Raw genomic sequence first — 26,132 nt, forward strand, 5'->3', positions numbered from 1 at the left:
TGCCTCGCCATGTTTCGCCTTATCCATACGCAGAATGACTGGGAAGGCGACATGTGTTTGCGCAGAAGCAATCGTTTGTATTGCGCTCTGCCAGGCAGGACTATCACGATAATGGTTCAGACAGGCAAACAGGTAACTCAATGAAAACAAGCAATAAAAGCGCAGCCGATCATCATGCTGCTAAACGTCGCTGGTTGAACTCCCACGAAGAGGGCTACCACAAAGCGATGGGCAACCGTCAGGTTCAAATGATCGCCATCGGCGGCGCTATCGGAACGGGTCTGTTTTTAGGTGCGGGTGCGCGTCTGCAAATGGCTGGCCCGGCTCTCGCCCTGGTCTATCTGGTGTGCGGGATCTTCTCTTTCTTCATTCTACGCGCGCTGGGCGAACTGGTACTGCATCGCCCTTCCAGCGGAAGCTTCGTCTCTTACGCCCGCGAATTCCTCGGTGAAAAAGCGGCCTACGTTGCGGGCTGGATGTACTTCGTCAACTGGGCGATGACCGGTATCGTCGATATCACCGCCGTTGCGCTGTATATGCACTACTGGGGCGCGTTTGGCGATGTGCCGCAGTGGGTATTTGCGCTTGGCGCGCTGGCGATTGTCGGCACCATGAACATGATCGGCGTGAAGTGGTTCGCGGAGATGGAGTTCTGGTTTGCGCTGGTAAAAGTGCTGGCCATTGTGATTTTCCTGGTTGTGGGTACCGTCTTCCTCGGCAGCGGCAAACCGCTGGACGGCAATGCTACCGGCTTCCACCTGATAACCGATAACGGCGGTTTCTTCCCGCACGGTCTGCTGCCTGCGCTGGTGCTGGTTCAGGGCGTCGTGTTCGCCTTCGCCTCTATCGAACTGGTGGGCACCGCAGCAGGTGAATGTAAAGATCCGCAGACCATGGTGCCAAAAGCCATCAACAGCGTGATCTGGCGTATCGGTCTGTTCTACGTCGGTTCCGTGGTGCTGCTGGTTCTGCTGCTCCCGTGGACTGCCTATCAGGCAGGTCAGAGTCCGTTCGTGACCTTCTTCTCTAAGCTGGGCGTACCTTACGTGGGCAGTATCATGAACATCGTGGTCCTGACGGCGGCGCTCTCCAGCCTGAACTCCGGCCTTTACTCTACCGGCCGCATCCTGCGCTCTATGTCGATGGGCGGTTCTGCGCCGAAGTTCATGTCGAAGATGAGCAAGCAGCAGGTTCCCTATGCGGGGATTCTGGCAACGCTGGTGGTTTACGTCTTTGGCGTATTCCTGAACTATCTGGTGCCGTCCCGCGTATTTGAGATCGTTCTGAACGTGGCTGCACTGGGGATTATCGCCTCCTGGGCCTTCATTGTGGTCTGCCAGATGCGTCTGCGCAAAGCAATCAAAGAGGGCAAAGCGGCTGATGTGAGCTTCAAGATGCCGGGCGCACCGGTGACCTCCTGGCTCACCCTGCTGTTCCTGTTCAGCGTGCTGGTGCTGATGGCGTTTGATTACCCGAACGGTACTTATACCATCGCGACCATTCCGCTGCTGGCCGTGCTGCTGATTGCCGGCTGGTTCGGCGTGCGTAAGCGCGTTCACGAGATCCACAGCACCGCGCCGGTTCATCACGACGATGATAAACACGACGCACCGCTGGTAGAAGAAACCTCGCGTTAATAAAAAAGCCGGGTGGCGGCTTCGCCTTACCCGGCCTACTTCTCATGGTTTTGTCGGCCCGGTAAGCGCAGCGCCACCGGGCAATTCCCACCTTACAGCGCGATACGAATGACGTCGTCAGGCTGAGTGGCTTCCTGCTGACGGGTCGACTTCTGTTTCACCGTCACGTACAGCGTTTTACCATCCCCAGAGATTGCCAGGCTGTTCGGGTAAACCGGCGTGTCGAAGGTTTTTGTGACCTTATAAGATTTCGCGTCAATCACGCTCACCTTACCGGCTTCCCGGTGCGTCACATAGGCTTCATTGCGGGCCGGGTTAAACAGGACCGCCAGAGACTCCGGCGCGGCGATTTTCTCGATCACGCTGCCGTCTTTCAGGCTCACCACCAGCACTTCCGGCTGTTTTGAATCGGTCAGGAAGGCACGCTGACCGGCGGTATCGAGGCTCAGGTTCAGGTAGAAGTGCTCTTTACCGTCATCCTGCACTTTTTTACGGCTCAGGATCTTGTTCGTGCCCGTATCAATCGTCACCAGCTCGCCGTCCGCATTCGTGGTATAGAGGCGTTTCGCCTGCGCATCCAGCGCCAGGCCGGTGCTATAGGTACCGGTATTGGCAATGGTCTCTTTCAGCTTCAGCGTTGCGCCATCCACCACCCAAATCACGCTCTCTTTGCCGACACCGGTGATGTAAATCGTGTTGGTCGCGTCATCCGCCACTAGCTGGCGTGGCTGCAGCGGCTTGACGGTTTCACTGCGCTGGCGATTATCGAGCACCAGACGCCCTTTCACGTCGCCCGTTTTCGCATCGATGGCCGTCACCGCGCCGTTGATAGTGTTGCCAAACCACAGGGTTTGCGTCGCGCCGTCGAGAGTGGCACCAAAGGGTTTGAGATCGCTATGAATCGCCTGCGTCACGTCCAGCGTAACCGGATCAAGGCGATAGATAACCCCGCCCTTATCGGTTTTGCGGCTTTGCGACGTTGCCACCCACAGCGCATTCTCCTGCTGGCTGACCGCCATTTCATACGCCCCTTTGCCCACCGCTTTACGCAGCACCTCTTCGGCGGCATGCACCTGGAACGTCCCGGCAAGCAGTAAAGTGGCAGACAGCAGCGACAGGCTCAGACGCGGCGAGCACAGTTGACGTAAAGACATAACAATTCCTTTTCTGAAAAGTGGGGTTGGGCTGACATCACTTCCGGCAGACAACGTCATGGCATTGCCTTTTGATAATGAGAATAGTAATCATTAATGTGTTGAATGTGGAGTTTTTCTTTCGCGTCTCGCCTTCCATTAACGCAATGTGCGGTTATAGTTTTCAAAACTTTTACAAAACCTTTAACATATATGGACATGTTCCATTTGGTTCGTTTATACACCACAACCGGTTTTATTCATGAAAATCATTTCTGCCCGTAAGGCTTCTCTCCCGCTGCTGCTGGTTCCTGTTATTTTTGCGCCGCTCACTGCCATGAGCGCAGAGGAACAGACCATGATCGTCAGCGCCACGCCGCAAACCGTATCGGAGCTGGATACCCCGGCCGCGGTCAGCGTCGTCAATGGCGATGACATGCGCCAGGCCACGCCTCGCATCAACCTGTCTGAATCCCTCGGCAGCGTCCCGGGACTACAAATTCAGAACCGTCAGAACTATGCTCAGGATCTCCAGCTTTCGATGCGCGGGTTTGGCGCCCGTTCAACGTTTGGCGTGCGCGGTATCCGTATGTACGTCGACGGCATCCCTGCCACCATGCCGGACGGACAGGGCCAGACCTCCAACATCGACCTTTCCAGCGTGGAGAGCGTTGAAGTGCTGCGCGGCCCCTTCTCTGCCCTGTACGGCAACGCCTCTGGCGGCGTGATTAACATCAACACCCAGACCGGGCAGCAGCCGCCGACCATTGAAGCCAGCAGCTATTACGGCAGCTACGGTACCTGGCGCTACGGCATGAAAGCCACCGGCGCGATGGGTGACGGCACCCACGCGGGCGATGTGGATTACACCGTTTCCACCACCCGCTTCACCACCAAAGGCTACCGTGACCACAGCGGCGCGCGGAAGAACCTCGCTAACGCCAAACTGGGCGTGCGAATTGATGACGTCAGCAAGCTGACGCTGATTTTCAACAGCGTGGACATGAAGGCCAACGATCCGGGCGGGCTGAGCTATCAGGAGTGGCAGAATAATCCGCGTCAGTCTCCGCGCGGCGATCAGTACAACACCCGCAAGACCATCAAACAGACCCAGGCCGGTCTGCGCTACGATCGCCAGCTCAGCACGCAGGACGACCTCAGCGTGATGATGTACGCCGGCGAGCGTGAAATGACGCAGTACCAGTCGATTCCCTATCAGCCGCAGCTGAAACCTTCCCACTCCGGCGGGGTGATTGATATGCAGCGCCACTATCAGGGTATTGATACCCGCTGGACGCACCGCGGCGAGCTGCTGGTACCGGTCACCTTTACCACCGGCCTGAACTACGAAAACCTGAGCGAAGATCGTCGCGGATACGAGAACTTCGTGATGAACAACGGCGTGCCGGATTACGGCGTGAAGGGCGACAAGCGTCGAAACGAACGTAACCTGATGTGGAACGTCGATCCCTATCTCCAGACGAGCTGGCAGCTGACGCAGAAGCTGTCCGTGGATGCGGGAGTGCGCTACAGCTCGGTCTGGTTTGATTCCAACGACCATTACGTTACGCCGGGCAACGGCGATGACAGCGGTGACGCGAGCTACCACAAGTGGCTCCCGGCGGGCTCCGTGAAGTATGCGGTGACGGACGCCTGGAATCTTTACGCTGCCGCAGGGCGTGGATTCGAAACCCCAACCATCAACGAACTCTCCTACCGTGCCGATAATCAGGGCGGTCTGAACATTGGCCTGAAGCCGTCCACGAACAACACGTACGAAGTGGGCAGCAAAACCCGCATCGGCAATGGCCTGCTGACCGCTGCCCTGTTCCGCACCGATACGGATGATGAGATCGTGGTGGATGCCAGCTCTGGCGGACGTACCAGCTATAAAAATGCCGGTAAAACCCGTCGTCAGGGGGTGGAAGTCTCCCTCGACCAGCAGTTTGCTGAAAACTGGAAGCTGAAGCTGGCGTGGACCTACCTGGACGCGACCTACCGCACCAACGTCTGCGGCGACGCAGACTGCAACGGTAACCGTATGCCGGGCATCGCCCGCAACATGGGTTATGCTTCGTTTGGCTGGCAGCCGGAGGAAGGCTGGTACGCGGGTTCGGACGTGCGCTACATGAGCGATATTATGGCCGACGATGAGAACACGGCGAAAGCGCCGTCGTATACGGTCGTCGGTTTGAATACCGGATATAAATTCAACTATGGCAACTGGGGCATGGACGTCTTTGGCCGCGTCGATAACCTGTTTGACAAAGAATACGTTGGCTCGGTAATTGTTAACGAGTCCAACGGTCGTTATTACGAACCTGCACCAGGCCGTAACTACGGGGTTGGGCTGTCGGTTTCTTATCGCTTCGAGTAAGCAAAAAAAAGTTTATTTTATTAATGAAATAACCCTCCTGATGGCTTATTGCCATCAGGAGTTATTCACCAGATAAATAATTAGGTGCGGTATATAGTCGCTTTACTAAATAATCTCTTAGTTAAAATATTGTCGCTGTAAAAGCAAATTCGCTTCATCAATCACCTTATCAATCGCCTTCTGGCAGGCAGCAACATCTCTTCGCTCAAGGGCGGAAAGGAGTTCGTCATAGTGATATGTCGACGCTTTGATGTCGTCAAGCTCCTGATGCAGATAGTTCATACAGGGTCCGATGCGCACCCAGAGCTGTTCAATTAACGCATTAAGCGTCGGCATTTCCGCATACTGATAAAGCGTAAAGCGGAAAACGCGATTTGCATGAAGCGCCTGCTGAACGTTTCCGTTGCGCATGGCCTCATGGAATGCGTCAGACATTTTGCGCAACGCCTCCAGCTTGCCCTCTGACATATTCTGGCATGCAGCGGCGACCGCCATCGGCTCAAGCTGTTTTCTGATGGCGTTAATCTCGTTATAACGCTCCAGCGTCACCTCCGGAACCAGAAATGCCTGTGCGGGCGTGGCGTGTAACGCCCCGGATGACACCAGGCGCAAAAGCGCCTCGCGAACCGGCGTAATACTGGTTCCTAATTTATCGGCGATCTCTTTCGTAATCAGTCGTGCCCCAGGTTTGAGGGAGCCTGTAATTAACGCCCCTTTCAAACTGAGTTCAACTTGCATAGTAAGACTGATCCTTTGGGCTTTTTCTAAGTGATCCAAATCAAGCATGTTCAATTCCTGTAGCTAAAACTTAATGCTATTTTTAAACGCCAGTTTTAATAAAACGACGCTGGTCCGATATATCCTGTATCGTCATGCCTGGTGGTGGGAAGAACGTAAAAACATCAAAAAAAGCAAAATTTGTTTTTTATCGGTTTCGGGCCCATCCGGGATACGGGCGCGAAAAACCATGTCCATTAATTAAAGACAATATATCGTATCTTCACAAATAAATATGGCGGGAAACCCCGCCATAACGCTGTTTATTTATTGTCACTCGCGACGCGAATCACGACTTTGCCGAAGTTACGCCCTTCAAGCAGGCCAATCAGCGCCTCGGGCGCGTTCTCCAGCCCGTCCGTGACCTGTTCACGATAGTGAATTTTGCCTTCCTGCACCCAGCGTCCCATCTCTTCCTGGAACTCCTTAATGCGGTGCCCGTAGTCCTGACCGATGATAAAGCCCTGCATACGAATGCGTTTCTTCAGGATGGTCGCCATCAGGAGCGGCAGACGATCCGGCCCCTCGGGCAAACCCGTCGCATTGTAGCCGCTCACCAGGCCGCACACCGGCACGCGCGCGGAGGTATTCAGCAGCGGCAGCACGGCATCAAATACTTTCCCGCCGACGTTTTCATAATAGACATCAATCCCGTTCGGGCAGGCGCGTTTCAGCTGTTCGGCAAAATCGGCCGCGTGATGATCGAGACACAGGTCAAACCCGAGGACCTCAACGGCATGGCGGCATTTTTCAGCCCCACCGGCGACGCCGACCACCCGGCAACCTTTGATTTTGCCGATCTGCCCGACGGTCGCACCCACCGGGCCCGTCGCCGCGGCAACCACCAGCGTTTCGCCCGCTTTGGGCTGCCCGATATCCAGCAGCCCCATATAGGCGGTAAAGCCCGGCATGCCCAGAATACCCAGCGCCCAGGAAGGATGAGTCGGATTTTCGCCGAGCTTCACCAGACCGCTGCCGTCTGAGAGTTCATACTCCTGCCAGCCGCTGTAGCCCAGCACCCACTCTCCGGCTTTGAAGTCGGGATGATTTGACTGTTCAACGCGGCTAACCGTACCCCCCACCATCACCGCGCCCAGCTCAACCGGCGGTGAATAGGATGGCGCATCGCTCATGCGCCCTCGCATGTAAGGGTCCAGCGACAGCCAGACGGTACGCAGCAAAAGCTGGCCCTCAACGGGTACGGGAACAGGCTGCGTTTCGAGACGAAAATTTTCCGGGACCGGTGCACCCTGCGGGCGAGAGGCCAGTACCCAGCGGCGATTTTGCGAAACAGATTGATTCATCGGGATCTCCTTCTGCTACAAATGTCATTACAGCCTGGCTCACGATCGGCGTTATCGCATTAGCATTACGAGCCTGACTGATTAAGCCGTACAACCAGATAAATACAGGGTTCATTCGTTTCGTTGATGAACCGGCAGTCATTTGGCGGCCCCAGCTCGAGACAGTCCCCGGCGTGCATTTCGTGGCGCGTATCGCCCTCCTGAAACACCAGCTCGCCGGACTGGAGCCAGATCAGCTGACGTGCCAGCGCGTAAGAAGAGGCAGGCATCGGAACATCGCTGCCCGCGGGCAGTTCAACCTGGACAAGGTCGATGGGCAGATCGGTACGGGGAGAGACATGGCGGCGGAGGTAGTGCGTCTGCGGATCTCGCCAGACGGGCTGGTTTGCCAGGCGCAGCAGCTTGCCCTCCTGCATTTCGGCCCGGGCAATAAGCGTTGACATGCTGATGCCAAACGCGCCGGACAGGCGGGCCAGCAAGGTGGCCGTCGGGCTGCTGTCTCCGCGCTCTATCTTGTGAATCATCGCGCGTGAGACCCCTGCCCGGTCGGCAAGCTCGCTCAGGGACCATCCGCGAGACTCGCGTTCAAGGCGAATTCTTGCGCTAATCCGTTGATTCATTGTGTCTGTTATGGTGTTCATGACGTCATACTATAGTGTATGAACGGCATTTCAATGGGCTTTTGATAACAAAAAAATATGCCTTATGCCGTAGCGATCGGGCGATACGGTTGTGTAATATCGTAGGAATGACGTAATACTATAGTGAACAACACACAGAGGGTTAATCATGATCGTTCGTCATGCCTGCAAAGAAGACTGCGCCGCGATAGGAGAGATCTACAACCACGCGGTGCTGCATACTGCCGCGATCTGGAACGATAAAACCGTCGATACCGATAACCGCATCGCCTGGTTTGAGGCGCGCACGCTCGCGGGTTACCCGGTTCTGGTGAGTGAAGAAGACGGGGCAATCACCGGTTACGCCTCTTTCGGCGACTGGCGCGCCTTCGACGGTTTCCGTCATACGGTTGAACATTCGGTCTACGTCCACCCGGATCATCAGGGCAAAGGTATTGGCCGCACGCTGATGAAGGCGTTGATAATCGAAGCTCGTCAGATCGGCAAACATGTCATGGTGGCGGGAATTGAGGCGCAAAACCACGCTTCGATTCATCTCCATGAAACGCTCGGTTTTGTGATAACGGGGCAGATGCCGCAGGTGGGGACCAAGTTTGGCCGCTGGCTGGACTTAACCTTTATGCAGCTTCAGCTCGACGAGCGCAGCGATCCGGACGCCATCCCATGAATCAGTCACTGACGCTGGCGTTTCTGGTGGCGGCGGGGATCGGTCTGGTGGTGCAAAACACCTTAATGGTGCGTATCACCCAGTCCTCCTCCACTATTCTTATCGCGATGCTGCTGAACTCCCTGGTCGGTATTGTGCTGTTTGTCAGTATTCTGCTGCTGAAACAGGGCGTCGCCGGGTTTAGCGAACTGGCCGCAACGGTGCGCTGGTGGACGCTTATCCCTGGGCTGCTGGGGTCGTTTTTCGTGTTTGCCAGCATCAGCGGGTATCAGAACGTTGGCGCGGCGACGACCATCGCCGTGCTGGTGGCGAGCCAGCTAATTGGCGGGCTGGTGATGGACGTGCTGAGGAGCCATGGCGTTCCGCTCCGCGCCCTGATTGGCCCGGTGTGCGGCGCGGTGATGCTGGTGGTCGGGGCCTGGCTGGTGGCGCGACGCCAATTCTGAACGTTACAGTATGGTGCCGCCTTTGGTCAGCTGTTCCTCACGCGCATCCATCTCCTCTTTATGCTGCTTACCGTGGTGTGAAATCGCGGTACGCAGACGCTGCTGCTGGGTGTAGCGATCTTCACGGCTAAGCTCTGCGTCATCGCTTAATTCGATTAGCAGTTCATTCATGTGGTTGATGACGCTCTCTTCGATGGCGGCATCGACACGGGCGGTAACTTCGCTTAAATGTGACATTGTCACTCCTTGTTATGTGCCCGGTGGCGCTACGCTTACCGGGCCTACGGGTGCCAAATGTAGGCCGGGTAAGGCGTAGCCGCCACCCGGCGATAAAACGCTTAGTTCAGCTTCGCTTTGGAGAAATCGCTGCCCATCAGGCTCACGCTGTATCCGGTCACGTTGCTGCGTGTTGCATAGAACGTTTTCCCGTTTGCCAGTGCGATCCACGGCGCCTGCTGGTAGAAAATCTCCTGCGCCTGGCCGTACAGCTTCGCACGCTCGGCCGGGCTGCTGGTCAGCTTCGCTTTTTGCACCAGAGCATCATAACCCTTATCGCACCAGCGCGCGGCGTTTGATCCGGTTTTGATGCTATTGCAGCCCAGCAGCACGTCGGCAAAGTTGTCCGGGTCGCCGTTATCGGACATCCAGCCAAACAGCGCGGAGTCATGTTCGCCTTTACGCATCCCGGAGAGATATTCCCCCCACTCGTAAGAGACGATTTTGGCCTTCACGCCCACTTTCGCCCAGTCGCTCTGGATCATCTCCGCGATACGGCGCGAGTTCGGGTTATACGGACGCTGAACCGGCATTGACCACAGCGTGACTTCCGCCCCCTTCTCCAGCCCCGCCTGCTTCAGCAGCGCTTTCGCTTTTTCTGGATCGTAGCTGTAGTCGTTCAGGTCTTTATTAAAGCCCAGCATATTTGGCGGGATCGGCGATTTTGCCACCGTACCGGACCCCATAAAGACCGCATTAACGATGGCCTTCTTGTCGGTCGCGTAGTTAAGCGCCTGACGCACCAGCACGTTATCAAACGGTTTTTTCTCGGTGTTAAACGCCAGATAGCCGACGTTCAGCGCATCGACCGAGTGCAGCGTCAGGTCTTTGTTGTTCTTGATCGCGTCAAACTGGACCGGGGACGGTGCAGGAATAATCTGGCACTCGTTGGTCTGCAGCTTCGCCAGGCGGGTTTCCACATTTGGCGTGATGGAGAAAATGAGATGCTTAGTCGGCACCTCGCCTTCCCAGTAGTTCGGGTTAGCGACGTAGCGGATCAGCGAATCCACCTTGTACTGCTGCAGCGCATAAGGCCCGGTACCAATCGGCCAGGTGTCTACGTTTTCAGGCGTGCCTTTTTTCAGCATTGCGTCAGCGTATTCGGCGGAAAGTATGGAGGCGAAATCCATCCCCCAGTCGGCCAGGAACGCGGCGTTGGGCTCGCTGAGGGTGAACTGGACGTGGTAATCATCGACCTTTTTCACGTCCTGGATCAGCTTATCGAGACCCACATCGTTGAAGTATTCGTAGTTGCCCTGCGACACGTTGTGATACGGATGTTTAGGGTCTTTCTGACGCATAACCGAGAAAATAACGTCATCGGCGTTAAAGTCGCGCGTCGGTTTGAAGTATTTATTGCTGTTGAACTTCACCCCTTTGCGCAGGGCAAAGGTATAGGTCTTACCGTCCGGTGAAATCGTCCAGGACTCCGCCAGCGACGGAACCGGGGTGTTTTTCACCGGGTCGAAATTGATCAGGCGGTTGTACAGCACCTGAGAGCTGGCCACAAATGACGGGCCAGAGCTGGCGATTTGCGGGTTGAAGGACTCGGGGGACGCTTCAGAACAGTAAATAAGGGTATCGTTGTTTGCCGCCCATGCGGCACCGGCTGGTAAAAAAGCGCTCAGCGCAAGGGCGAGCAGTGTTTTCCCTGTAGACATGGTTATAACCCTGACAGTTTTATTATATAGGACAGTAATAACAGCACAGGCGTTATGACCTGGCAAATAACGAAACACTATCAGGTTATTCTAAAGCCGCGTTTTTCGCTGGTTTTACAGCCAGCGCCCAAAAAGATGATTTGCCTTAAGTGCCATTATTCGTCAAGCACAACCGTCACTTTCTATGCCGCAAGAAATCGGCCCTTTTGGCGTCTCTTCCTCCGTTTGTTTGCTTCCTCGTTTCGTTAAAGTAACGGTGTGAAGAAGTATATGGGATCAAATCGTGGCAAAAACTCTTTTACGCAGCGGTAACCTGGATGATTTTCAGGCCGTTGGCGGCGGCGGACAAGCCGTTTTTGAATCAGCGTTACAAATCCGGGAAGCGCTCCGGTTGCGCAAACAACAGGCCATCGTCGACTGTCTGGCTATTCCTCAGGTCAACGACAGCGGTGACCGCGTGGACTGGTATTCCCCTGTGGAAGGGAGCGTAACCAGCTGGAAAGCGGCCGATGAAGATGACCGCTATCGCGCCCTGCGCTATCTGGAAAACACGCTTGCCAGCGTCGAGTCGTTAAGTAAGAAATGCCTCCAGTCGCCCAAAACCGCGCAACAGCTTTTTGGATCTCTGCTGTCGAAGGCGTTCCAGTTCCCGGGGGAAAATTTCCTGTTCCTGGTGGAGGGAAAGCCGGTCATCAGCTTCTGGGGGTTTGTAAACCTGAACGAAAATGCGCGCGACGATGTCCTCGACTGCCTGCGTGAATCGCTGATCCCTGAGCCTGCCCCCGTTGTGATTGAAGATCCTGAACCCGAGCCAGAACCCGAACCGGTGATGACCTTTGAGCACGCTGACGAGCCGCTGATCGCCCCTTCCACGGTGGTGCGCATTACGCCGGAGGAGCTGTATGAACCCGAGCCAGCTCCGGCTGTTGCGCAACCCGTTCAGGAACCGGCTCCGGCAATTGTCGCGAAAAAGCGCCGCGTTCCCCTGTGGACGCTGCCGGTTGCCGCCGTGATTGTAGCCGCTATTGCCGCACCGCTGCTGTGGCCAAAACAGTCGCCTTCCGCTGAGCCCGCACCGATGCCCGCACCTGAGCCCGTGGAGATTGCGCCAAAACCGATCAAAGCGGTTGAGCCGCTGGCCATGAAATTACCGCTGCATCAGGCAGAGGTCCTGGTAAGCAAAGAAAAAGAGCCTGCTCCTGTTCCTGCGCCACAGCCCGCTCCGGTGGTGATTGTCGCCATCCCGAAAGATGCCATGGTGATGGAAGCGAATCAGGTGAAAGCGGGATCGACGCGCTTCCTGAACGGCACCTGGCGTGCGGTTCTCGACGTGAAAGATCCGGTCACCGGCAAGCCGCCGTCAATGCGGTATCAGATTCAGAACAATAAAGGTTTCGCCCGGGTTGTCCATGGCGACAACGTTGTCTGCCGCGCGGAGGTCTTCTCCGGGCTGCACAGCAACGGCGAGCTGATGATTAAAAGTCGCGGTACTGCCCGCTGCACCGACGGTTCCCGCTACCCGATGCCGGAGATTGCCTGTAAAGCAGGCACCAGCGATATCGCAGAATGTCGCGCCCGTTATGATGCCAATACCGTCGTCCCACTGACGTTCAAGAAAGCAGGTGCCTGATCCTATGCTGGTTAATCTTTGCGACTATAAACAAAGCGTCACGCTTATTGCCAACAGCGGCGTGCAGTTCCTTGATTTCGGGCTGACGCCGCAGGATACCGCCAGCAACGGGCGCTTCGTACGTAAAACCGCGAACGGCCCGCTGTTGCGGCTCGATTTCGACCTGGTCAACGGGCGCTATACCGTGCCGGGGACGAACGGCGGGCAGCCTGAAGTGGTCAAACCGGAAACCACCATTCCGCTGCATCAGTCTCTGACGGTGCTGGACGGCGTCTGGCTTCCGGTCCCGTTCCTGCGCTTCAACCCGCCGCGAACCTTTGTTGAGGGGCCGGATAACTGGGCCCGCGTTCAGGTGCGAAGGCTGGATACACCCGATACGGCAGGTAATACGCACCGCGTTACTCTCGCCCTTGACAGCCAGATAGCTGAACACGCCACGTCTGCCCTGTCCCCGGTTGAAAACGATATTCTGAACGGGACCCGATTCGCGCTGGCCTGGCGAGACAATGAGGTGGAAAGTTTTCTCGACCAGACCTGGATTGACGGCTGGCTGCGCGAGGCATTTACCCAGTATGCCGACGGCGTTGAGAACCGCTCCGAACGCGATCTCCAGCAGGCGATGCGCGGTTTTGAATATCAGGCCCACTGGCTCAACCTGATGACCATGCTCGGTGAACAGCTCACCGTGCCGGAAGTGAAATTTGTTACCCATACGCTCAGCACGCCTGCCATTCCGGTCGACCTGATCCTCGACGTGGGCAATACCCACACCTGCGGCGTCATTATTGAAGACCACGGCGACGCCAACGATGGACTGCGCCAGACCGCCGAGCTGCAGGTACGCTCGTTAAGCGAGCCGCAATTCCTGAACGAGCCGCTGTTCACCAGCCGTCTCGAGTTTTCGGAAGCGCGTTTTGGCAAGCAGCACTTCTCGGTTGAAAGCGGTCGCGAAGACGCCTTTGTCTGGCCGTCGATTGTTCGCGTCGGCGATGAAGCCCGTAAGCTGGCGATGCAGCGTCTGGGAACGGAAGGCAATAGCGGCATCTCCAGCCCGCGCCGCTATCTGTGGGATGAAACGCCGGTCGTGCAGGACTGGCGCTTTAGCCAGATGAACAGCAAAACCCAGCGTGAACCGCTTGCCACCGCGTTTCCGCTGATGAACCTGATGAACGATGACGGAGAACCGCTCTTCACGCTGCCGCAGGACGAGCGGCTGCCGGTCTTCTCGCCGCAGTACAGCCGCAGCACCCTGATGACGCACATGCTGTGCGAGCTGCTGGCGCAGGCGCTGGGGCAGATCAACAGCGTCGCCACGCGCTTACGTCTGGGCTTCCCGGCGTCGCCGCGCCAGCTGCGCACCCTGATCCTGACGCTGCCTTCGGCCATGCCAAAGCAGGAGCGCGAGATTTTCCGTCGCCGCATGTTTGAAGCCATCGCCATCGTCTGGAAAGCGATGGGCTGGCACCCGCAGGATGAGGATTTTGTCACCCGCAAACAGCAGGATAAAAGCGTGGTGCCGGTGCCTGAAATCCAGATGGAGTGGGATGAAGCGAGCTGCGGTCAGCTGGTCTGGCTGTATAACGAGGCGATCTCCCGCTTTGGCGGACAGACCGAAGCCTTCTTCGCCTCCCTCGCCCGACCGGACCGTGAGCCTGAGCCGGGTAGCCAGCCGGGCCGCGCGCTGCGCGTCGCGTCCATCGACATCGGCGGCGGCACAACGGATATGGCGATCACCCATTATCAGCTGGACGACGGTTCCGGCAATAACGTCAAGATCACCCCGCAGCTGCTGTTCCGTGAAGGCTTTAAGGTCGCGGGTGACGATACGCTTCTGGACGTGATTCAGCGCTACGTGTTGCCTGCCCTGCAAACGCAGCTGCAGAAGTCCGGTATCGCGGACGCCTCGCTGCTCATGGCTTCGCTGTTCGGCGACTCAGGGCGGATTGATACCCAGGCCGTACTCCGCCAGCAGACGGCGCTTCAGCTCTTTATGCCGATTGGCCATGCCATTCTTGCCGCGTGGGAATCGAGCGACGTTGACGATCCGCTGGCCGGTCTGCATGCCACCTTTGGCGATCTCCTGGCGCAGAAGCCGACCCGTAACGTGATGAATTATCTGCAGCAGGCGATCGATCATGCCCTGCCTGCGGGTTCAGACGCGTTTGACCTGTTCGCCGTGCCGCTGCACGTGAATTTCCGCGAAATGCAGGATGCGATGCTGGCCGGGCAGTTTACGCTGGCCTCACCGCTCCACGCGGTGTGCGAGGCGATATCCCATTACAGCTGCGATATTCTGCTGATCACCGGACGTCCTGGCTGCCTGCCGGGCGTTCAGGCGCTCATTCGTCATCTGCAGCCGGTGCCGGTCAATCGCATCGTCTGGCTGGATAAATACCAGGTGCACGAGTGGTATCCGTTCAGCCAGCAGGGGCGCATTGGCAACCCGAAATCGACAGCCGCGGTGGGCGCCATGCTCTGCAGCCTGGCGCTCGATCTGCGTCTGCCGCGCTTCAACTTTAAAGCCGCGGACATTGGCGCGTATTCAACCGTGCGCTATCTCGGCGTGCTGGATAACACCGTCAATACCCTGCGCGAGGAAAACGTCTGGTATCAGGATATCGACCTTGATAAGCCGGGCGCGAAGCTCGACGCACGTCTGCACTTCCCGCTGCGCGGTAACGTCACCCTCGGCTTCCGCCAGCTGGCGAACGCGCGCTGGCCTGCCACGCCGCTCTACACGCTCAGCATTAACTCGGCTGAACTGGCGAAAGCCATTGCCGGTGACGGCGTGCTGAACGTGCGGCTGAAGCTCTGCGGCGGCAGCAAGCAGGCAGGCCCGGAGGCCTTCGAGCTGAGCGATGCCTGGCTGCAGGACGGCACGCCGGTTGCGCCTGACGCATTAACCTTCAAACTGAATACTTTGGCCGATCGCCGACACAGCGGTAGCCACTACTGGATCGACAGCGGGAGCGTATACCTGAAATGACAGCGACGACGACCACCACTCAGGCCTTAATCGGGTGGATTAATGAGACGCGCCTGAACGCCCCTGTGCTGGATAACGATGCTGACGCCCTGCTTGCTCGCATCAACGCGGCGCAGGCGCGGGAGCAGGCTATTGAACGCGCCATGACCCGCCAGAGCAGCATTGGGCTGTACGGTCACTCGCAGAGCGCGAAAGCACACCTGCTGTTATCTCTGTGCGGCAGCGGTAATGGGCGCCTCAACGTGACGCCGGGCCAGCGCACCTTTGACTATTTTTCGCATATCAATCCGGGACATGCCCTGACCAACATGGCCGTCCGCTTCAGCCGGGAAAACCCGGAGGCGGCGGATGAGGCGTTCCCACTGCGCCTGCGTCTGGTCACCGAGGCCGAGCTGGTACAGCTGTTTATTGCCCGCACGACGCTGCATCCTCAGATGCGCGCGGTGGATAAGGCGGTCATTGAGACACGCCTGGAGAAATGGCGCGGGCTGCGCCAGCCGCAGGGCGTGCCCGGCATCACGGCTCAGGAAGTGGGTGCGATTGCCCGCTTCTGGCAAAGCACCGTACCCGCCGCGAAACAGCAAATTGATGATGCCCTGTGGCATGAATTTGCCCGGCTGGTGCCATCGCTCGATCTCAGCACGCGGGCCAGCGTATGGTCCCTGCTGTGGGGCGAGCAGCAGGAGCTGACCCAGCAGTGGTTGAACCTGGCCCACGTGCTGCATCAAACCAGCCATGCCGGCGAGCTTGCTGCCCCGCTTAGCCTGCTGGTGGACAGCTTTGGCCTGCCGGGTGAAGGGTTCCTGACGCACGACGGCACGTTAGATCTTAAGGACGCGCAGGAGACGCTGCTTCATCCGCTGAATAACGGTGAAATGCTGAACGCCATCAGCATCCCCGTCGACGTGCTGGCCTTCCTGACCCGCGAGCTGGTGCTGCCGGTAGAGAACGGCGTACTGGATCACGTCGATATTATTGATATTCCGGTCTTTGAAGATAACCGTGCCGACCCGTTACGCCAGGCGAAATCCCAGTGGCTGCTCGAGCATTACCGTCAGCAGCTTCAACCGGATGTGCTGGTGATTTGCAATGCGACGGCGCAGCACGAGCAGACGGCCAAAAAAGCAAAAGTGTTGATGAACTGGGTCAAGGAGACGCAGCCTGCTGAAGAATCTGCCCTGCCGGGGCTGGTATGGGCGATAACCCCTCACGACGCCCGCTTTACCACACGGCAGAATCTCGATGAAGCCGTACAGCATCTGCTCGGGAAACCGGGTTTACGCTGGGGCACGCTGCAGGCGCTGGACAGCCACAGCATGCAGCGCGTCATCGAGTGGCTGTCTCAGGCCACGCTTCCCGCACAGCGACAGAAACGTCTCAGCACGCTGAAAGGCTTGCTGCGACAGGAGCTCTCATCGCTGATGCAAAGCTATCTGGCGCCGCTGGTTGATGAACCGGGGACAAGACGCGCTCAGGCCGAAAACATGGTGCGCATGCTGCAAAGCAGCGCCGCCCGCCACGGCGAACTGCTTGAAGGCCTGCTGCCGCCGCTGAAAGCCTTTGAAACGCTGCTCGCCGTTCAGCAGCCGCGCGAGGAGCAGGTGAACGGGCTGTTTACGGACACCATTGACCTGTTTGCCGAGAATGCACAGGAAAGCGTCGGACTGTTCCAGACAAAAGACAAAGCGCGACTGGCGCACAGAGTCTGGATAAATCATCTGCGCCAGTGGAGCCGCAATGAGGCCGCGGCCGCCCGTCTGGGGCTGGAACCTGCAGTGTTACAGCAAATCGCGGATGTGCTGGTGACCACCAGCTACCGGCTTGATCTCCCTCAACAGCTTCAGCGTATCGTCGAAGCGGATAAAAGCAGCGCTGCGCAACTGCATGCCGTGATGGGCAATTTCATTGGCTGGCTGGGTTACGACCAGACGCCGGTGGCGGTACGTCCGGCAAGCCGCATCCGCAAGGGCCAGGCTATCTTCGTCACGCCGGTGGTCAGCAGTGCCGAGCCCCGCCTGACGCGCCTGGGGGAACAGCCCGTACATGCGGCCACCGCGTACGTATACGACTGGCTGGTCGCCCTCTATAACCGCGCGATAGAGAACATTGATTACCAGCATCCGCATGATGTTCAGCCTGACGCACGTCAGGCCTTGCACGCATTATTACGCTAAACGCTGATTAACAATGTAGCCGCATTTCTTGCCGGGTGGCGCTGCCGCTTACCCGGCCTACACTCTTCATCGTTGTAGGCCCGTGCAAGCGTAGCGCCGCCGGGCGAAACTTTTGCGCTCATCACTCCGTCATACACCCGGCTAACGTCTCTGCCAGCGCAGACGGGTTTTCCCACGACATAGAGTGCCCCGCCGCAGGGATGATTTTTACCTCAACGCCCTTTTGTTTCAGATTATCCACATCGTCATCCGGGAGAGACAGCTCGCCGAAAATCAACGTTACCGGGCAAGGAAGTGACAGGAACTGCGCTTCCCATTCCGGCTCAACGCCCGCCACCAGGCTCGATGCGCCCCGCCAGACGGCGTACGGCGCATTGCTCTGCAGGCATCCCGCCCACGCCGTTTTTTCTGCGCTGAGCATGGCGTCATAGCCCTGGTTCAGAAACTGCTGCTCGGTTTGCGCTGCAATAGACCGGCTGAACATCCCCCCACCCGCATGAAAATTGGGCTCTGACACCATCAGCCCCTTCACGCGCGTTGCAAGCAGCCCCGCCGTTTCGATTGCAATGCTGCCGCCCATGCTGTGGCCGTATAACCAGAAGGCATCCAGCTTAAGGTGGTCAATCAGCTCCGCCACAACGTGGGCCTGGTCGGTGGTTTTATAGCGGTAGTGCTCAGGCTTGTCGCTGTAGCCGCTGCCGGGCAAATCGATGAGAATCGCTCTGCGAGCGCCAAACAGCGGGTCATGAACGACGCGGGGATATTCATAGGAAGAGGCGCAGCCCAGCCCGTGAATGAACACCACGGGATCGCCGGTGCCGGGCAGGTCATGCCAGCGCACGTTACAACCGGCCTGCTGCGAGTAAAAACTGTTCATAAGCACTCCTTTTACGATGCACTGTGTATTTATACAGTTACCGTATCTGGAATGCCATATTCATCTTTTAAAAATGGAAGCGTGCTTCAGAAAAGCGAGACCAGCAGCGCAACGGGAAAGCTCATTGGCCAGGTTGACCCCACCAGAAAAGCGCTGAGCAGGCGGATACGTTTGCGGTCTTTGGAGAGGAACCAGGTAATTAATGCGCAGATGGAAGCCATGATTGCGTAAAAAACCAACATCTTTTGATACAACGTCATTCTGTATACCAGAGCCGAAAAAATAACCGCACGCAATATGCGTCATATGTTGATACAGATCAAGTTTTTTCGTTACAGAATAACCACTTAAAAATTACGGATAATAACAATTGAGTATCATGCGTAACACTCATGGCGAGCGTGGCGAACGCCTGGCCGCGAATGCGACCAGGCATGACGGGCTTAGTGTTTGATCATCACATGCCGCACGACCGTATAATCCTCAAGCCCATAGACCGACATATCTTTGCCGTAGCCGGATAATTTCATGCCACCGTGCGGCATTTCGCTCACCAGCATAAAATGGGTATTCACCCAGGTGCAGCCGTACTGCAGCCGGGCGCTCAGACGATGGGCGCGGCCCACGTCTTTGGTCCAGACCGATGACGCCAGTCCATACTGCGAATCGTTCGCCCAGGCCAGCACCTGCGCCTCGTCGTCAAATTCGGTGACGCTCACCACCGGGCCAAACACCTCGCGCTGAACGATGGCGTCGTCCTGTTTTGCCCCCGCCAGCAGGGTTGGCTGGAAGTAGTAGCCCGCCCCCTCTTTTTTGCTCCCACCCGTGACAACGCGGATATGACCGAGCGCTTTCGCCTCATCGACCGCCTTACAGACGCGTGAAAGATGGGCGGCCGAGCTGAGCGGCCCAAGTTCGGTAGAGTCATCCTCCGGCGCACCCATTTTAAGGCTGGCGACCGCGGCGCCCAGCTTTTCTACCAGCGCGGCATAAATGCCCTTCTGGGCATAAATCCGGCAGGCCGCCGTACAGTCCTGTCCTGCATTGTAGAAACCAAACGTCCGCACCCCTTCGACAACCGCATCCAGGTCGGCATCATCAAAGACGATAACCGGCGCTTTACCGCCCAGCTCCATATGGGTGCGTTTAATGGAGGACGCCGTATGGCCGATGATATGTTCCCCGGTCGCAATCGAACCGGTCAGCGAGACCATACGGACTTTTTCATGCCCGGTCAGCGGATCGCCGACCGTCTTACCGCGTCCGAACAGCACGTTCAGCACACCTGCCGGGAAAATATCTTTTGCCAGCTCTCCCAGCTTCAGCGCGGTCAGCGGCGTAATCTCTGAGGGCTTAATCACCACACAGTTCCCTGCCGCCAGCGCGGGCGCCAGTTTCCAGGCTGCCATCATCAGCGGGTAGTTCCAGGGGGCAATAGAGGCAACCACGCCCACCGGATCGCGGCGAATCATCGACGTGTGGCCGTCAAGGTACTCCCCGGCGGCCAGCCCGTTAAGACAGCGGGCGGCCCCGGCGAAGAAACGGAAAACGTCGACCACCGCCGGAATTTCATCACCCAGAGCACAGTGCAGCGGCTTGCCGCAGTTGAGGGATTCGAGCCGGGCAAAGTCCTCCCCATGCGCTTCAATCGCATCCGCCAACTTCAGCAGGCACTCGGCACGGGTTTTCGGTGTGGTTTGCCCCCAGTCGATAAAAGCCTGGTCAGCGGCCTCTACCGCCGCGTTGACCTGGTCCGGCGAGGCTTCAGCAATTTCCAGCAGTACCTCTCCGGTGGCCGGATTATAAACCGGCTGTTTCTCGCCCTCTCCGGCAACCAGTTCACCCTTAATCAGCAGATGTGTTTGCATAGCATTGTCCTGTTGAATTCACTGTTATTTCCCGCTGCCGGCGATGCTCTCACCGTCGCGGGTTAGCCACCAGGCTCCCAGAATGGGGATGGTTGTCACCAGCATCACCAGCAGCGCTACGACGTTGGTGACCGGCACGTCGCGCGGACGGCCGAGCTGATTGAGCAACCACAGCGGTAACGTGCGCTCGTGTCCCGCCGTAAACGTTGTGACGATTATCTCGTCAAACGACAGGGCAAACGCCAGCATTCCCCCGGCCAGCAGCGCGGAACCCAGATTGGGCAGCACCACATAGCGGAAGGTTTGCCATCCGTCGGCCCCGAGATCCATCGACGCCTCCACCAGGCTCCAGGAGGTGCGTCTGAAGCGGGCAATCACGTTGTTAAACACCACCACCACGCAAAAGGTGGCGTGTCCGACCACGATGGTGAAAAAGCCCGGCTCAAGGTTGATGGTTTTGAATGCGGTCAGCAGCGCCAGACCGGTGATGATCCCCGGTAACGCAATCGGTAACAGCAGCAATAGTGAGATCGTATTCTTGCCAAAAAACTCGCTTCGCCACAGCGCCGCTGCAGCAAGCGTGCCAAGCACGAGGGCAATTGCGGTGGATAACGCCGCAATTTGAAGTGACAACGTCACGGATTCAAGGATATCGCCGCGTCCGGCCGCCACGCTAAACCACTTCAGCGTCAGCCCCTGCGGCGGAAAGCTGAAGGCCGCGTCTTCGGTGTTAAAGGCATAGGTCGCGATAATCAGCAGCGGGAAGTGCAGGAAGATGACGCCTCCCCAGGCTGCCACTTTCAGGAACAGCGGTGCGCGTTCAGAGTGCATCGAATGCTCCCAGACGTTTCACGAACGCCAGATAGAGTGAAATCAGCACGATGGGCACCAGCGTGAACGCGGCGGCCATGGGCATATTGCCAATGGCACCCTGCTGCGAGTAGACCATGTTACCGATGAAGTAGCCCGGCGGCCCCACCAGCTGCGGAACGATGAAATCCCCCAGCGTCAGGGAAAAGGTGAATATTGAGCCTGCCGCAATACCCGGGATCGCCAGCGGCAGAACGACATAGCGAAAAGTCTGGCGAGGGCGCGCGCCGAGGTCGGCTGAGGCCTGCAGTAGCGAGGCAGGCAGGCGTTCCAGCGCCGCCTGGACGGGCAGGATCATAAACGGCAGCCAGATGTAGACGAAGACCAGAAACCGCCCCAGCCCGGAAGTGGACAAGGTGTTGCCGCCAATCGCCGGCAGCGTAAGGAGCGAGGTCAGGATCGGCTTCAGCCCCATATGACCAAGAAACCACTGCGCCACCCCGTCCTTCGCCAGCAGCAGCGTCCAGGCGTAGGCTTTGACGATGTAGCTCGCCCACATAGGCAACATCACAGCGATATAGAAAAACGCTTTCCATTTGCCGCGGGTGTATCGCGCCATGTACCAGGCCATCGGGAAGGCCAGAATGGCGCTGGCAATCGTCACCGCAATCGCCATCGTTAGCGTACGCAGGATGATGTCGTAGTTTGCCGGGTTAAAAAGCGCCTGAATGTTCGCCAGCGTCAGGTCCGGCGTGACGGACATGGTGAAATCGTCAAAGGTGTAGAACCCCTGCCACAGCAGGGTCAGCAGCGACCCTAAATAGACGATGCCAAACCACATCAGCGGCGCGAGCAGAAGCAGGAACAGGCCGAGCGACGGTTTACGCCAGAACAGCGCCGTCATGCGGCTTAAGCGGCCGCGCGAGGCGGGAGGATGCGCAACGCTCATATCCATTTCACCTCTCCTCGTGCAGGCGAATCATCGACTCGCGTGACCACGACGCCGTGACGGCCTGCCCCGGCGCAATGCCGCCCAGCGGCGAGGCTTCACTGAGATTGGCCTGGCTCACCAGCAGTTTGGCGCCGTCGGCGAGCTTCAGCTCCAGCCGCGTGGCGGCTCCCTGATACTGAACGGCCTGCACGATGCCCTGAACCTGAACGTCTCCGCCCTCATTAAGGCGAATATGTTCCGGACGCAGGGAATAGCTGCCTTCCATGCCGCATATTTTCTGCGCAAGGCCCGTATCGAAGACGTTAGAAGTGCCGACAAAACCGGCGACAAACGGCGTGCGCGGACGCATGTAGAGATCGCGCGGGGTATCCACCTGCTCGATGCGCCCGTTATTAAACACCGCCACCCTGTCTGACATAGAAAGGGCCTCGCCCTGATCGTGGGTGACGAAAATAAAGGTGATGCCGAGTTCCTGCTGAAGCTTCTTCAGCTCGAACTGCATCTGTTCACGCAGTTTGAGATCGAGCGCACCCAGCGGTTCGTCCAGCAGCAGGACGCGCGGCTCATTGACCAGCGCCCGGGCGATGGCGACGCGCTGCCGCTGGCCGCCGGAAAGTTGCGAAGGCTTACGGGCAACGGCAAAGCTCAGGCCCACTTTTTCCAGAGCATCACGGGCCTGCGCATGGCGTTTTTTCTTGTCGATGCCTTTGACCATCAGCCCGTAGGCGACGTTGTCGAGGATCGACATATGCGGGAACAGGGCGTAGTCCTGAAAGACGGTGTTCACATCCCGCTCCCACGGCGGCAGCGCGCTCGCCTCTTTGCCGAAGATAGAAATCGTGCCGCCTGACAGCTGCTCAAAGCCGGCAATCAGACGCAGGCAGGTGGTTTTGCCGGAGCCCGAAGGCCCCAGCATGGAGAAAAACTCTCCGTCACGAATGGCAATGGTGACCCCATCCACCGCCCGTACGTCGCCGTACAGACGGGAAACATTGTTAAACTCTACCGCGTACGTCATGTTCTGCTCCCGGGCAATTAACGACCGCCCATGATGGCGATGTAATCCTGCGTCCAGCGGCTGTAAGGGACAAATTTACCGCCTTCTGCGATGGGGGTTTTCCAGAACAAGATTTTGTCGAACTCGTTATAACCGTTTGTTTCGCAGCCTTTATCACCCAGCAGCGTGCTGGCCTTACACCCTTCTGCAACCACGGGCAGGGATCCAAACCATGCTGCCAGATCGCCCTGCACTTTCGGCGTCAGCGACCAGTTCATCCATTTGTAGGCGCACATCGGGTGTTTTGCCTGCGCGTGCAGCATGGTGGTGTCCGCCCAGCCGGTCACCCCTTCTTTCGGGAAGACGGTGGCAACGGGCTGGTTCTCGGCCTTCAGGGCATTCGCCTGATACGGCCAGGCGCTGGAGGCCACGACGCCCTCGTTTTTGAAATCGCTCATCTGAACGGTGGTGTCATGCCAGTAGCGGTGGATCAGCGCATGCTGGTCGCGAAGGACCTTGAGCACAGCGGCATACTGTTTTTCGGTGAGCTGGTACGGGTCCTGGATACCCAGCTGTGGCTGCGTGGCTTTAACGAACAGCGCGGCATCGGCGATATAAATCGGGCCGTCATACGCCTGCACGCGTCCCTGATTGCTTTTACCGTCCGGCAGATCCTGTTTGGTAAAGACCACGCTCCAGCTGTCCGGCGGCGTCGGGAAGGTTTTGGTGTTATACATCAGCAGGTTTGGCCCCCACTGATACGGCGTGCCGTAGACTTTCCCGCCGACGTTAAACCATTCCCCTTTCACAATCCGCGCGTCGAGGGTTTTCCAGTTGGGGATAAGGTCGGGGTTAATAGGCTGAACGCGTTTCCCCATGATCAGGCGCAGGGAGGCGTCACCCGAGGCGGTGACCAGGTCATAGCCCCCTTTCGCCATAAGGCTGACCATTTCATCCGACGTGGCCGCCGTTTTGACGTTGACCGCACACCCGGTCTCTTTTTCAAACTGGGTAACCCAGTCATAATTTTTATCCGTCTGTCCGCGTTCGATATATCCCGGCCAGGCGATAATATCCAGCCGACCTTCCCCGTCGCCGATGGCCTTTGGTGGTTCTGAGGCTTGCGCTGTCATGATAGTCATGCCGAGCGCGCACAGGCTGCTGCGGGCAAAATGTTTGCTCATAAGAGTTACTCCTGTCGCAATGAAATTTAGCGGCAGCCGTGCCGTAAAAATATCTCCCTTATTAAACGTAGACCGCGCAAATGCGCCGCACCGTACGGCTTCAGGAAATTTCATCAAGGTGTGACCGAGGGCGCATTCCCCGTTAACTGGATTATAGACAAGGAGTTAGCCGCGAGAGGCGGTATGCAGATTTCCTATGACAGGGCACCGCGAAATATTCGCAGCGCCGTCATCAGGATAAGAATTGATTATTTAAATCACGGAGAAAAGTTTATTCCAGCATCGTGCTAATTAATTTCCCTAACTGAATGACCGCCTGCTCTTCTCGCTCTCCCCAGGCCCAGGAGGTATTAAACCGGAAGAACGGTGTCCACGCGTCGGAGGTGGAGAACATCTTTCCGGGCGCAATGCTGATGTGGTGCGTTAAGGCTTTTTCGCTGAGCAGCCCCGCATCCAGCTGCGCCGGAAGCTCCAGCCATAAAAAGTAGCCGCTGTCGTTATGGTGGATTTTGACGCCGGCAGGCATATGGCGCAAAAGGGACTGCCAGGCCTGCTGTTTTCGCTCGGCAAGGGTACGCCGCAGGCGGCGCAGATGGGCGTCGTAGCGTTTCGTCGCCAGGTAATCCACCAGCGCCAGCTGCACGGGTGAGCTGGTGGAGAGCGTGCTCATCAGCTGCAGCTGCTGAATGCGTCGCGCGTGTTTTCCTGCCGCAACCCAGCCGATGCGAAAACCGGCTACCAGACATTTTGAAAAGGACGAGCAGTGCAGCGTCATGTCCTGGCGATCCCATGCTTTCGCCGGGAGCGGCTTTTCGCGGCCAAAATAGAGCTCGCTGTAGACATCGTCTTCAATCAGGGGGACGTTGTGCTGCGTTAACAGCGCGACAAGCTGCGCTTTTTTCTCCGCGCTCAGCGTGAAGCCAAGCGGGTTCTGACTGTTGGTCATGATCCAGCAGGCTTTAACCGGGTACTCCTTCAGCGCCTGTTCAAGGGCATTCAGGTCAATCCCCTCGCGGACATCCGTCGCAATCGACAACGCTTTGAGCTTCAGGCGTTCCAGCGCCTGCAGCGCACCGTAGAAACACGGGTTTTCGACTATCACCCAGTCGCCCGGCTCGGTTACCGCCTGCAGGCTGAGATTGAGCGCTTCAAGCGCGCCTGCGGTGATCACGATCTCTTCCGGGGAGATATTCATCCCCTGCTGCGCGTAGCGACGGGCAATGGCGTGGCGGAGATCGACGTTACCCGGCGGCAGGTTCTCAATCACGCTCATCGCCGTCGCGGTTTTGCTGACGTTCGCCAGCGAGCGGTTGAGCTGCTGCAGCGGGAAAAGTCGGGGATCGGGAAACGCGGAGGCAAAAGGAACAACGGACGGGTCGCGGCTGGCCTGCAAGACGTCAAAGATGTAGGTGTTAATATCTACCGCTTCGTCACGCATCACCTGGGCAGGTGGAGCAGGCTGTTGTGCGGTCGGGCGCGAGGCAACGTAATAGCCCGACTGCGGTCTGGCGACAATGCGCCCCTGACTTTCCAGCATCTGATACGCGTGGCCAACGGTCATAAAACTCATGCCGCTACTCGCCACCTGCTCTCGCAGCGAAGGCAGCTTATCGCCCGGCAGCCATACGCCAAGCTCGATCTGCGAGATAATTTGTTGCGCCAGACGCTGGTACTTTTTCATCAGATTCTCCTTATGACCGACAGTGTATATCAGCAGGAGAAAAAGAGAAGATTT

21 protein-coding genes are annotated in these 26,132 nt (G+C 57.7%); 7 read left to right on the forward strand and 14 right to left on the reverse strand.

The features are described 5' to 3' along the window. The first annotated feature begins 140 nt into the window (after positions 1-140). Complete coding sequence (ansP, locus tag L370_RS03575) at positions 141-1,637, forward strand: L-asparagine permease (RefSeq protein ID WP_023335861.1); 1,497 nt, start codon at positions 141-143, stop codon at positions 1,635-1,637. Between the two features lie 92 nt (positions 1,638-1,729). Here ansP and L370_RS03570 read toward each other — a convergent pair whose 3' ends face one another. Then, complete coding sequence (locus L370_RS03570; protein ID WP_023335862.1) at positions 1,730-2,791, reverse strand: 7-bladed beta-propeller protein YncE; 1,062 nt, start codon at positions 2,789-2,791, stop codon at positions 1,730-1,732. 241 nt (positions 2,792-3,032) lie between these two features. On the opposite strand from L370_RS03570, the gene pqqU reads away from it, so the two are divergent. Continuing rightward, entirely contained in the window at positions 3,033-5,147 is a 2,115-nt protein-coding gene (pqqU, locus tag L370_RS03565) for a TonB-dependent receptor PqqU (RefSeq protein WP_023335863.1), read from the forward strand. 117 nt (positions 5,148-5,264) lie between these two features. On the opposite strand, the gene L370_RS03560 is transcribed toward pqqU, so the two are convergent. The 3 genes from L370_RS03560 to L370_RS03550 form a co-directional block, all read right to left on the reverse strand. Continuing rightward, a complete protein-coding gene (locus L370_RS03560) occupies positions 5,265-5,933 on the reverse strand; it encodes a GntR family transcriptional regulator (RefSeq protein ID WP_023335864.1) in 669 nt (222 codons plus the stop codon). Positions 5,934-6,187: 254 nt separating this feature from the next. Further along, positions 6,188-7,228 carry an NADP-dependent oxidoreductase gene (locus tag L370_RS03555; RefSeq protein WP_023335865.1) on the reverse strand — a complete coding sequence of 347 codons (1,041 nt, stop codon included), beginning with the start codon at positions 7,226-7,228 and terminating at the stop codon, positions 6,188-6,190. A 65-nt stretch (positions 7,229-7,293) separates the two neighbouring features. Next, positions 7,294-7,869 (reverse strand): helix-turn-helix domain-containing protein, encoded by a 576-nt coding sequence (locus L370_RS03550; protein WP_032643265.1) that lies wholly within the window; start codon positions 7,867-7,869, stop codon positions 7,294-7,296. A 148-nt stretch (positions 7,870-8,017) separates the two neighbouring features. Between L370_RS03550 and L370_RS03545 the strand changes: the two genes are divergently transcribed. Together L370_RS03545 and L370_RS03540 are read left to right on the forward strand one after the other, a co-directional pair. Beyond that, on the forward strand, positions 8,018-8,536 hold the full coding sequence (locus L370_RS03545) for a GNAT family N-acetyltransferase (protein ID WP_023335867.1): 519 nt from the start codon (positions 8,018-8,020) through the stop codon (positions 8,534-8,536). After that, a complete protein-coding gene (locus L370_RS03540; RefSeq protein WP_023335868.1) occupies positions 8,533-8,982 on the forward strand; it encodes a DMT family transporter in 450 nt (149 codons plus the stop codon). Before L370_RS03545 ends, L370_RS03540 begins: the two co-directional genes overlap by 4 nt. 3 nt (positions 8,983-8,985) lie before the next feature. On the opposite strand, the gene L370_RS03535 is transcribed toward L370_RS03540, so the two are convergent. Then, positions 8,986-9,219, reverse strand: a complete 234-nt coding sequence (locus L370_RS03535) for a YdcY family protein (RefSeq protein WP_023335869.1) — start codon at positions 9,217-9,219, stop codon at positions 8,986-8,988. Between the two features lie 101 nt (positions 9,220-9,320). Then, positions 9,321-10,919 (reverse strand): ABC transporter substrate-binding protein, encoded by a 1,599-nt coding sequence (locus L370_RS03530; protein WP_023335870.1) that lies wholly within the window; start codon positions 10,917-10,919, stop codon positions 9,321-9,323. 283 nt (positions 10,920-11,202) lie between these two features. Here L370_RS03530 and L370_RS03525 point away from each other — a divergent pair, with 283 nt between their 5' ends. From L370_RS03525 to L370_RS03515, 3 genes are read left to right on the forward strand one after another with little or no spacing between them, the layout of a single operon-like run. After that, complete coding sequence (locus L370_RS03525) at positions 11,203-12,549, forward strand: SrfA family protein (protein ID WP_023335871.1); 1,347 nt, start codon at positions 11,203-11,205, stop codon at positions 12,547-12,549. A gap of 4 nt (positions 12,550-12,553) precedes the next feature. Beyond that, complete coding sequence (locus L370_RS03520) at positions 12,554-15,535, forward strand: virulence factor SrfB (RefSeq protein WP_023335872.1); 2,982 nt, start codon at positions 12,554-12,556, stop codon at positions 15,533-15,535. Next, positions 15,532-17,709 carry a virulence factor SrfC family protein gene (locus L370_RS03515; RefSeq protein WP_023335873.1) on the forward strand — a complete coding sequence of 726 codons (2,178 nt, stop codon included), beginning with the start codon at positions 15,532-15,534 and terminating at the stop codon, positions 17,707-17,709. The genes L370_RS03520 and L370_RS03515 overlap by 4 nt, the downstream gene beginning before the upstream one ends. Before the next feature lie 121 nt (positions 17,710-17,830). Here the strand turns inward: L370_RS03515 and L370_RS03510 are convergent, their stop codons facing one another. The 8 genes from L370_RS03510 to L370_RS03480 all read right to left on the reverse strand — a co-directional run bounded on the left by L370_RS03510 (position 17,831) and on the right by L370_RS03480 (position 26,078). Further along, positions 17,831-18,586 (reverse strand): alpha/beta fold hydrolase, encoded by a 756-nt coding sequence (locus L370_RS03510; protein WP_023335874.1) that lies wholly within the window; start codon positions 18,584-18,586, stop codon positions 17,831-17,833. Between the two features lie 86 nt (positions 18,587-18,672). Then, on the reverse strand, positions 18,673-18,846 hold the full coding sequence (locus L370_RS0122150) for a GhoT/OrtT family toxin (RefSeq protein WP_013096478.1): 174 nt from the start codon (positions 18,844-18,846) through the stop codon (positions 18,673-18,675). Between the two features lie 183 nt (positions 18,847-19,029). Beyond that, positions 19,030-20,454 (reverse strand): aminobutyraldehyde dehydrogenase, encoded by a 1,425-nt coding sequence (patD, locus tag L370_RS03505; protein WP_023335875.1) that lies wholly within the window; start codon positions 20,452-20,454, stop codon positions 19,030-19,032. A 24-nt stretch (positions 20,455-20,478) separates the two neighbouring features. After that, positions 20,479-21,285, reverse strand: coding sequence for an ABC transporter permease (locus L370_RS03500; RefSeq protein WP_023335876.1), 807 nt, complete (start codon positions 21,283-21,285; stop codon positions 20,479-20,481). Further along, positions 21,275-22,213 carry an ABC transporter permease gene (locus tag L370_RS03495; protein ID WP_369796165.1) on the reverse strand — a complete coding sequence of 313 codons (939 nt, stop codon included), beginning with the start codon at positions 22,211-22,213 and terminating at the stop codon, positions 21,275-21,277. Before L370_RS03495 ends, L370_RS03500 begins: the two co-directional genes overlap by 11 nt. Before the next feature lie 7 nt (positions 22,214-22,220). Continuing rightward, entirely contained in the window at positions 22,221-23,234 is a 1,014-nt protein-coding gene (locus L370_RS03490; protein WP_023335878.1) for an ABC transporter ATP-binding protein, read from the reverse strand. A 17-nt stretch (positions 23,235-23,251) separates the two neighbouring features. Further along, positions 23,252-24,397, reverse strand: coding sequence for a putative ABC transporter substrate-binding protein YdcS (gene ydcS / locus L370_RS03485; RefSeq protein WP_023335879.1), 1,146 nt, complete (start codon positions 24,395-24,397; stop codon positions 23,252-23,254). Between the two features lie 271 nt (positions 24,398-24,668). Further along, positions 24,669-26,078, reverse strand: coding sequence for an aminotransferase-like domain-containing protein (locus tag L370_RS03480; RefSeq protein WP_023335880.1), 1,410 nt, complete (start codon positions 26,076-26,078; stop codon positions 24,669-24,671). Positions 26,079-26,132 lie beyond the last annotated feature (54 nt).

Origin of the sequence: Enterobacter sp. MGH 24, assembly GCF_000493015.1 — a bacterium.
GTDB lineage: Bacteria > Pseudomonadota > Gammaproteobacteria > Enterobacterales > Enterobacteriaceae > Enterobacter.

What these genes read in the sequence shown, in the direction of transcription:
- L370_RS03480 (WP_023335880.1), bottom strand. Translation starts at nt 26,078, where the DNA reads ATGAAAAAGTACCAGCGTCTGGCGCAACAAATTATCTCGCAGATCGAG.
- L370_RS03570 (WP_023335862.1), bottom strand. Translation starts at nt 2,791, where the DNA reads ATGTCTTTACGTCAACTGTGCTCGCCGCGTCTGAGCCTGTCGCTGCTG.
- ansP (WP_023335861.1), top strand. Translation starts at nt 141, where the DNA reads ATGAAAACAAGCAATAAAAGCGCAGCCGATCATCATGCTGCTAAACGT.
- L370_RS03550 (WP_032643265.1), bottom strand. Translation starts at nt 7,869, where the DNA reads ATGAACACCATAACAGACACAATGAATCAACGGATTAGCGCAAGAATT.
- L370_RS03530 (WP_023335870.1), bottom strand. Translation starts at nt 10,919, where the DNA reads ATGTCTACAGGGAAAACACTGCTCGCCCTTGCGCTGAGCGCTTTTTTA.
- L370_RS03555 (WP_023335865.1), bottom strand. Translation starts at nt 7,228, where the DNA reads ATGAATCAATCTGTTTCGCAAAATCGCCGCTGGGTACTGGCCTCTCGC.
- L370_RS03560 (WP_023335864.1), bottom strand. Translation starts at nt 5,933, where the DNA reads ATGCTTGATTTGGATCACTTAGAAAAAGCCCAAAGGATCAGTCTTACT.
- L370_RS03500 (WP_023335876.1), bottom strand. Translation starts at nt 21,285, where the DNA reads ATGCACTCTGAACGCGCACCGCTGTTCCTGAAAGTGGCAGCCTGGGGA.
- L370_RS03545 (WP_023335867.1), top strand. Translation starts at nt 8,018, where the DNA reads ATGATCGTTCGTCATGCCTGCAAAGAAGACTGCGCCGCGATAGGAGAG.
- L370_RS03490 (WP_023335878.1), bottom strand. Translation starts at nt 23,234, where the DNA reads ATGACGTACGCGGTAGAGTTTAACAATGTTTCCCGTCTGTACGGCGAC.
- patD (WP_023335875.1), bottom strand. Translation starts at nt 20,454, where the DNA reads ATGCAAACACATCTGCTGATTAAGGGTGAACTGGTTGCCGGAGAGGGC.
- L370_RS03535 (WP_023335869.1), bottom strand. Translation starts at nt 9,219, where the DNA reads ATGTCACATTTAAGCGAAGTTACCGCCCGTGTCGATGCCGCCATCGAA.
- L370_RS03515 (WP_023335873.1), top strand. Translation starts at nt 15,532, where the DNA reads ATGACAGCGACGACGACCACCACTCAGGCCTTAATCGGGTGGATTAAT.
- L370_RS03495 (WP_369796165.1), bottom strand. Translation starts at nt 22,213, where the DNA reads ATGAGCGTTGCGCATCCTCCCGCCTCGCGCGGCCGCTTAAGCCGCATG.
- L370_RS0122150 (WP_013096478.1), bottom strand. Translation starts at nt 18,846, where the DNA reads ATGACGTTGTATCAAAAGATGTTGGTTTTTTACGCAATCATGGCTTCC.
- L370_RS03540 (WP_023335868.1), top strand. Translation starts at nt 8,533, where the DNA reads ATGAATCAGTCACTGACGCTGGCGTTTCTGGTGGCGGCGGGGATCGGT.
- L370_RS03520 (WP_023335872.1), top strand. Translation starts at nt 12,554, where the DNA reads ATGCTGGTTAATCTTTGCGACTATAAACAAAGCGTCACGCTTATTGCC.
- ydcS (WP_023335879.1), bottom strand. Translation starts at nt 24,397, where the DNA reads ATGAGCAAACATTTTGCCCGCAGCAGCCTGTGCGCGCTCGGCATGACT.
- pqqU (WP_023335863.1), top strand. Translation starts at nt 3,033, where the DNA reads ATGAAAATCATTTCTGCCCGTAAGGCTTCTCTCCCGCTGCTGCTGGTT.
- L370_RS03510 (WP_023335874.1), bottom strand. Translation starts at nt 18,586, where the DNA reads ATGAACAGTTTTTACTCGCAGCAGGCCGGTTGTAACGTGCGCTGGCAT.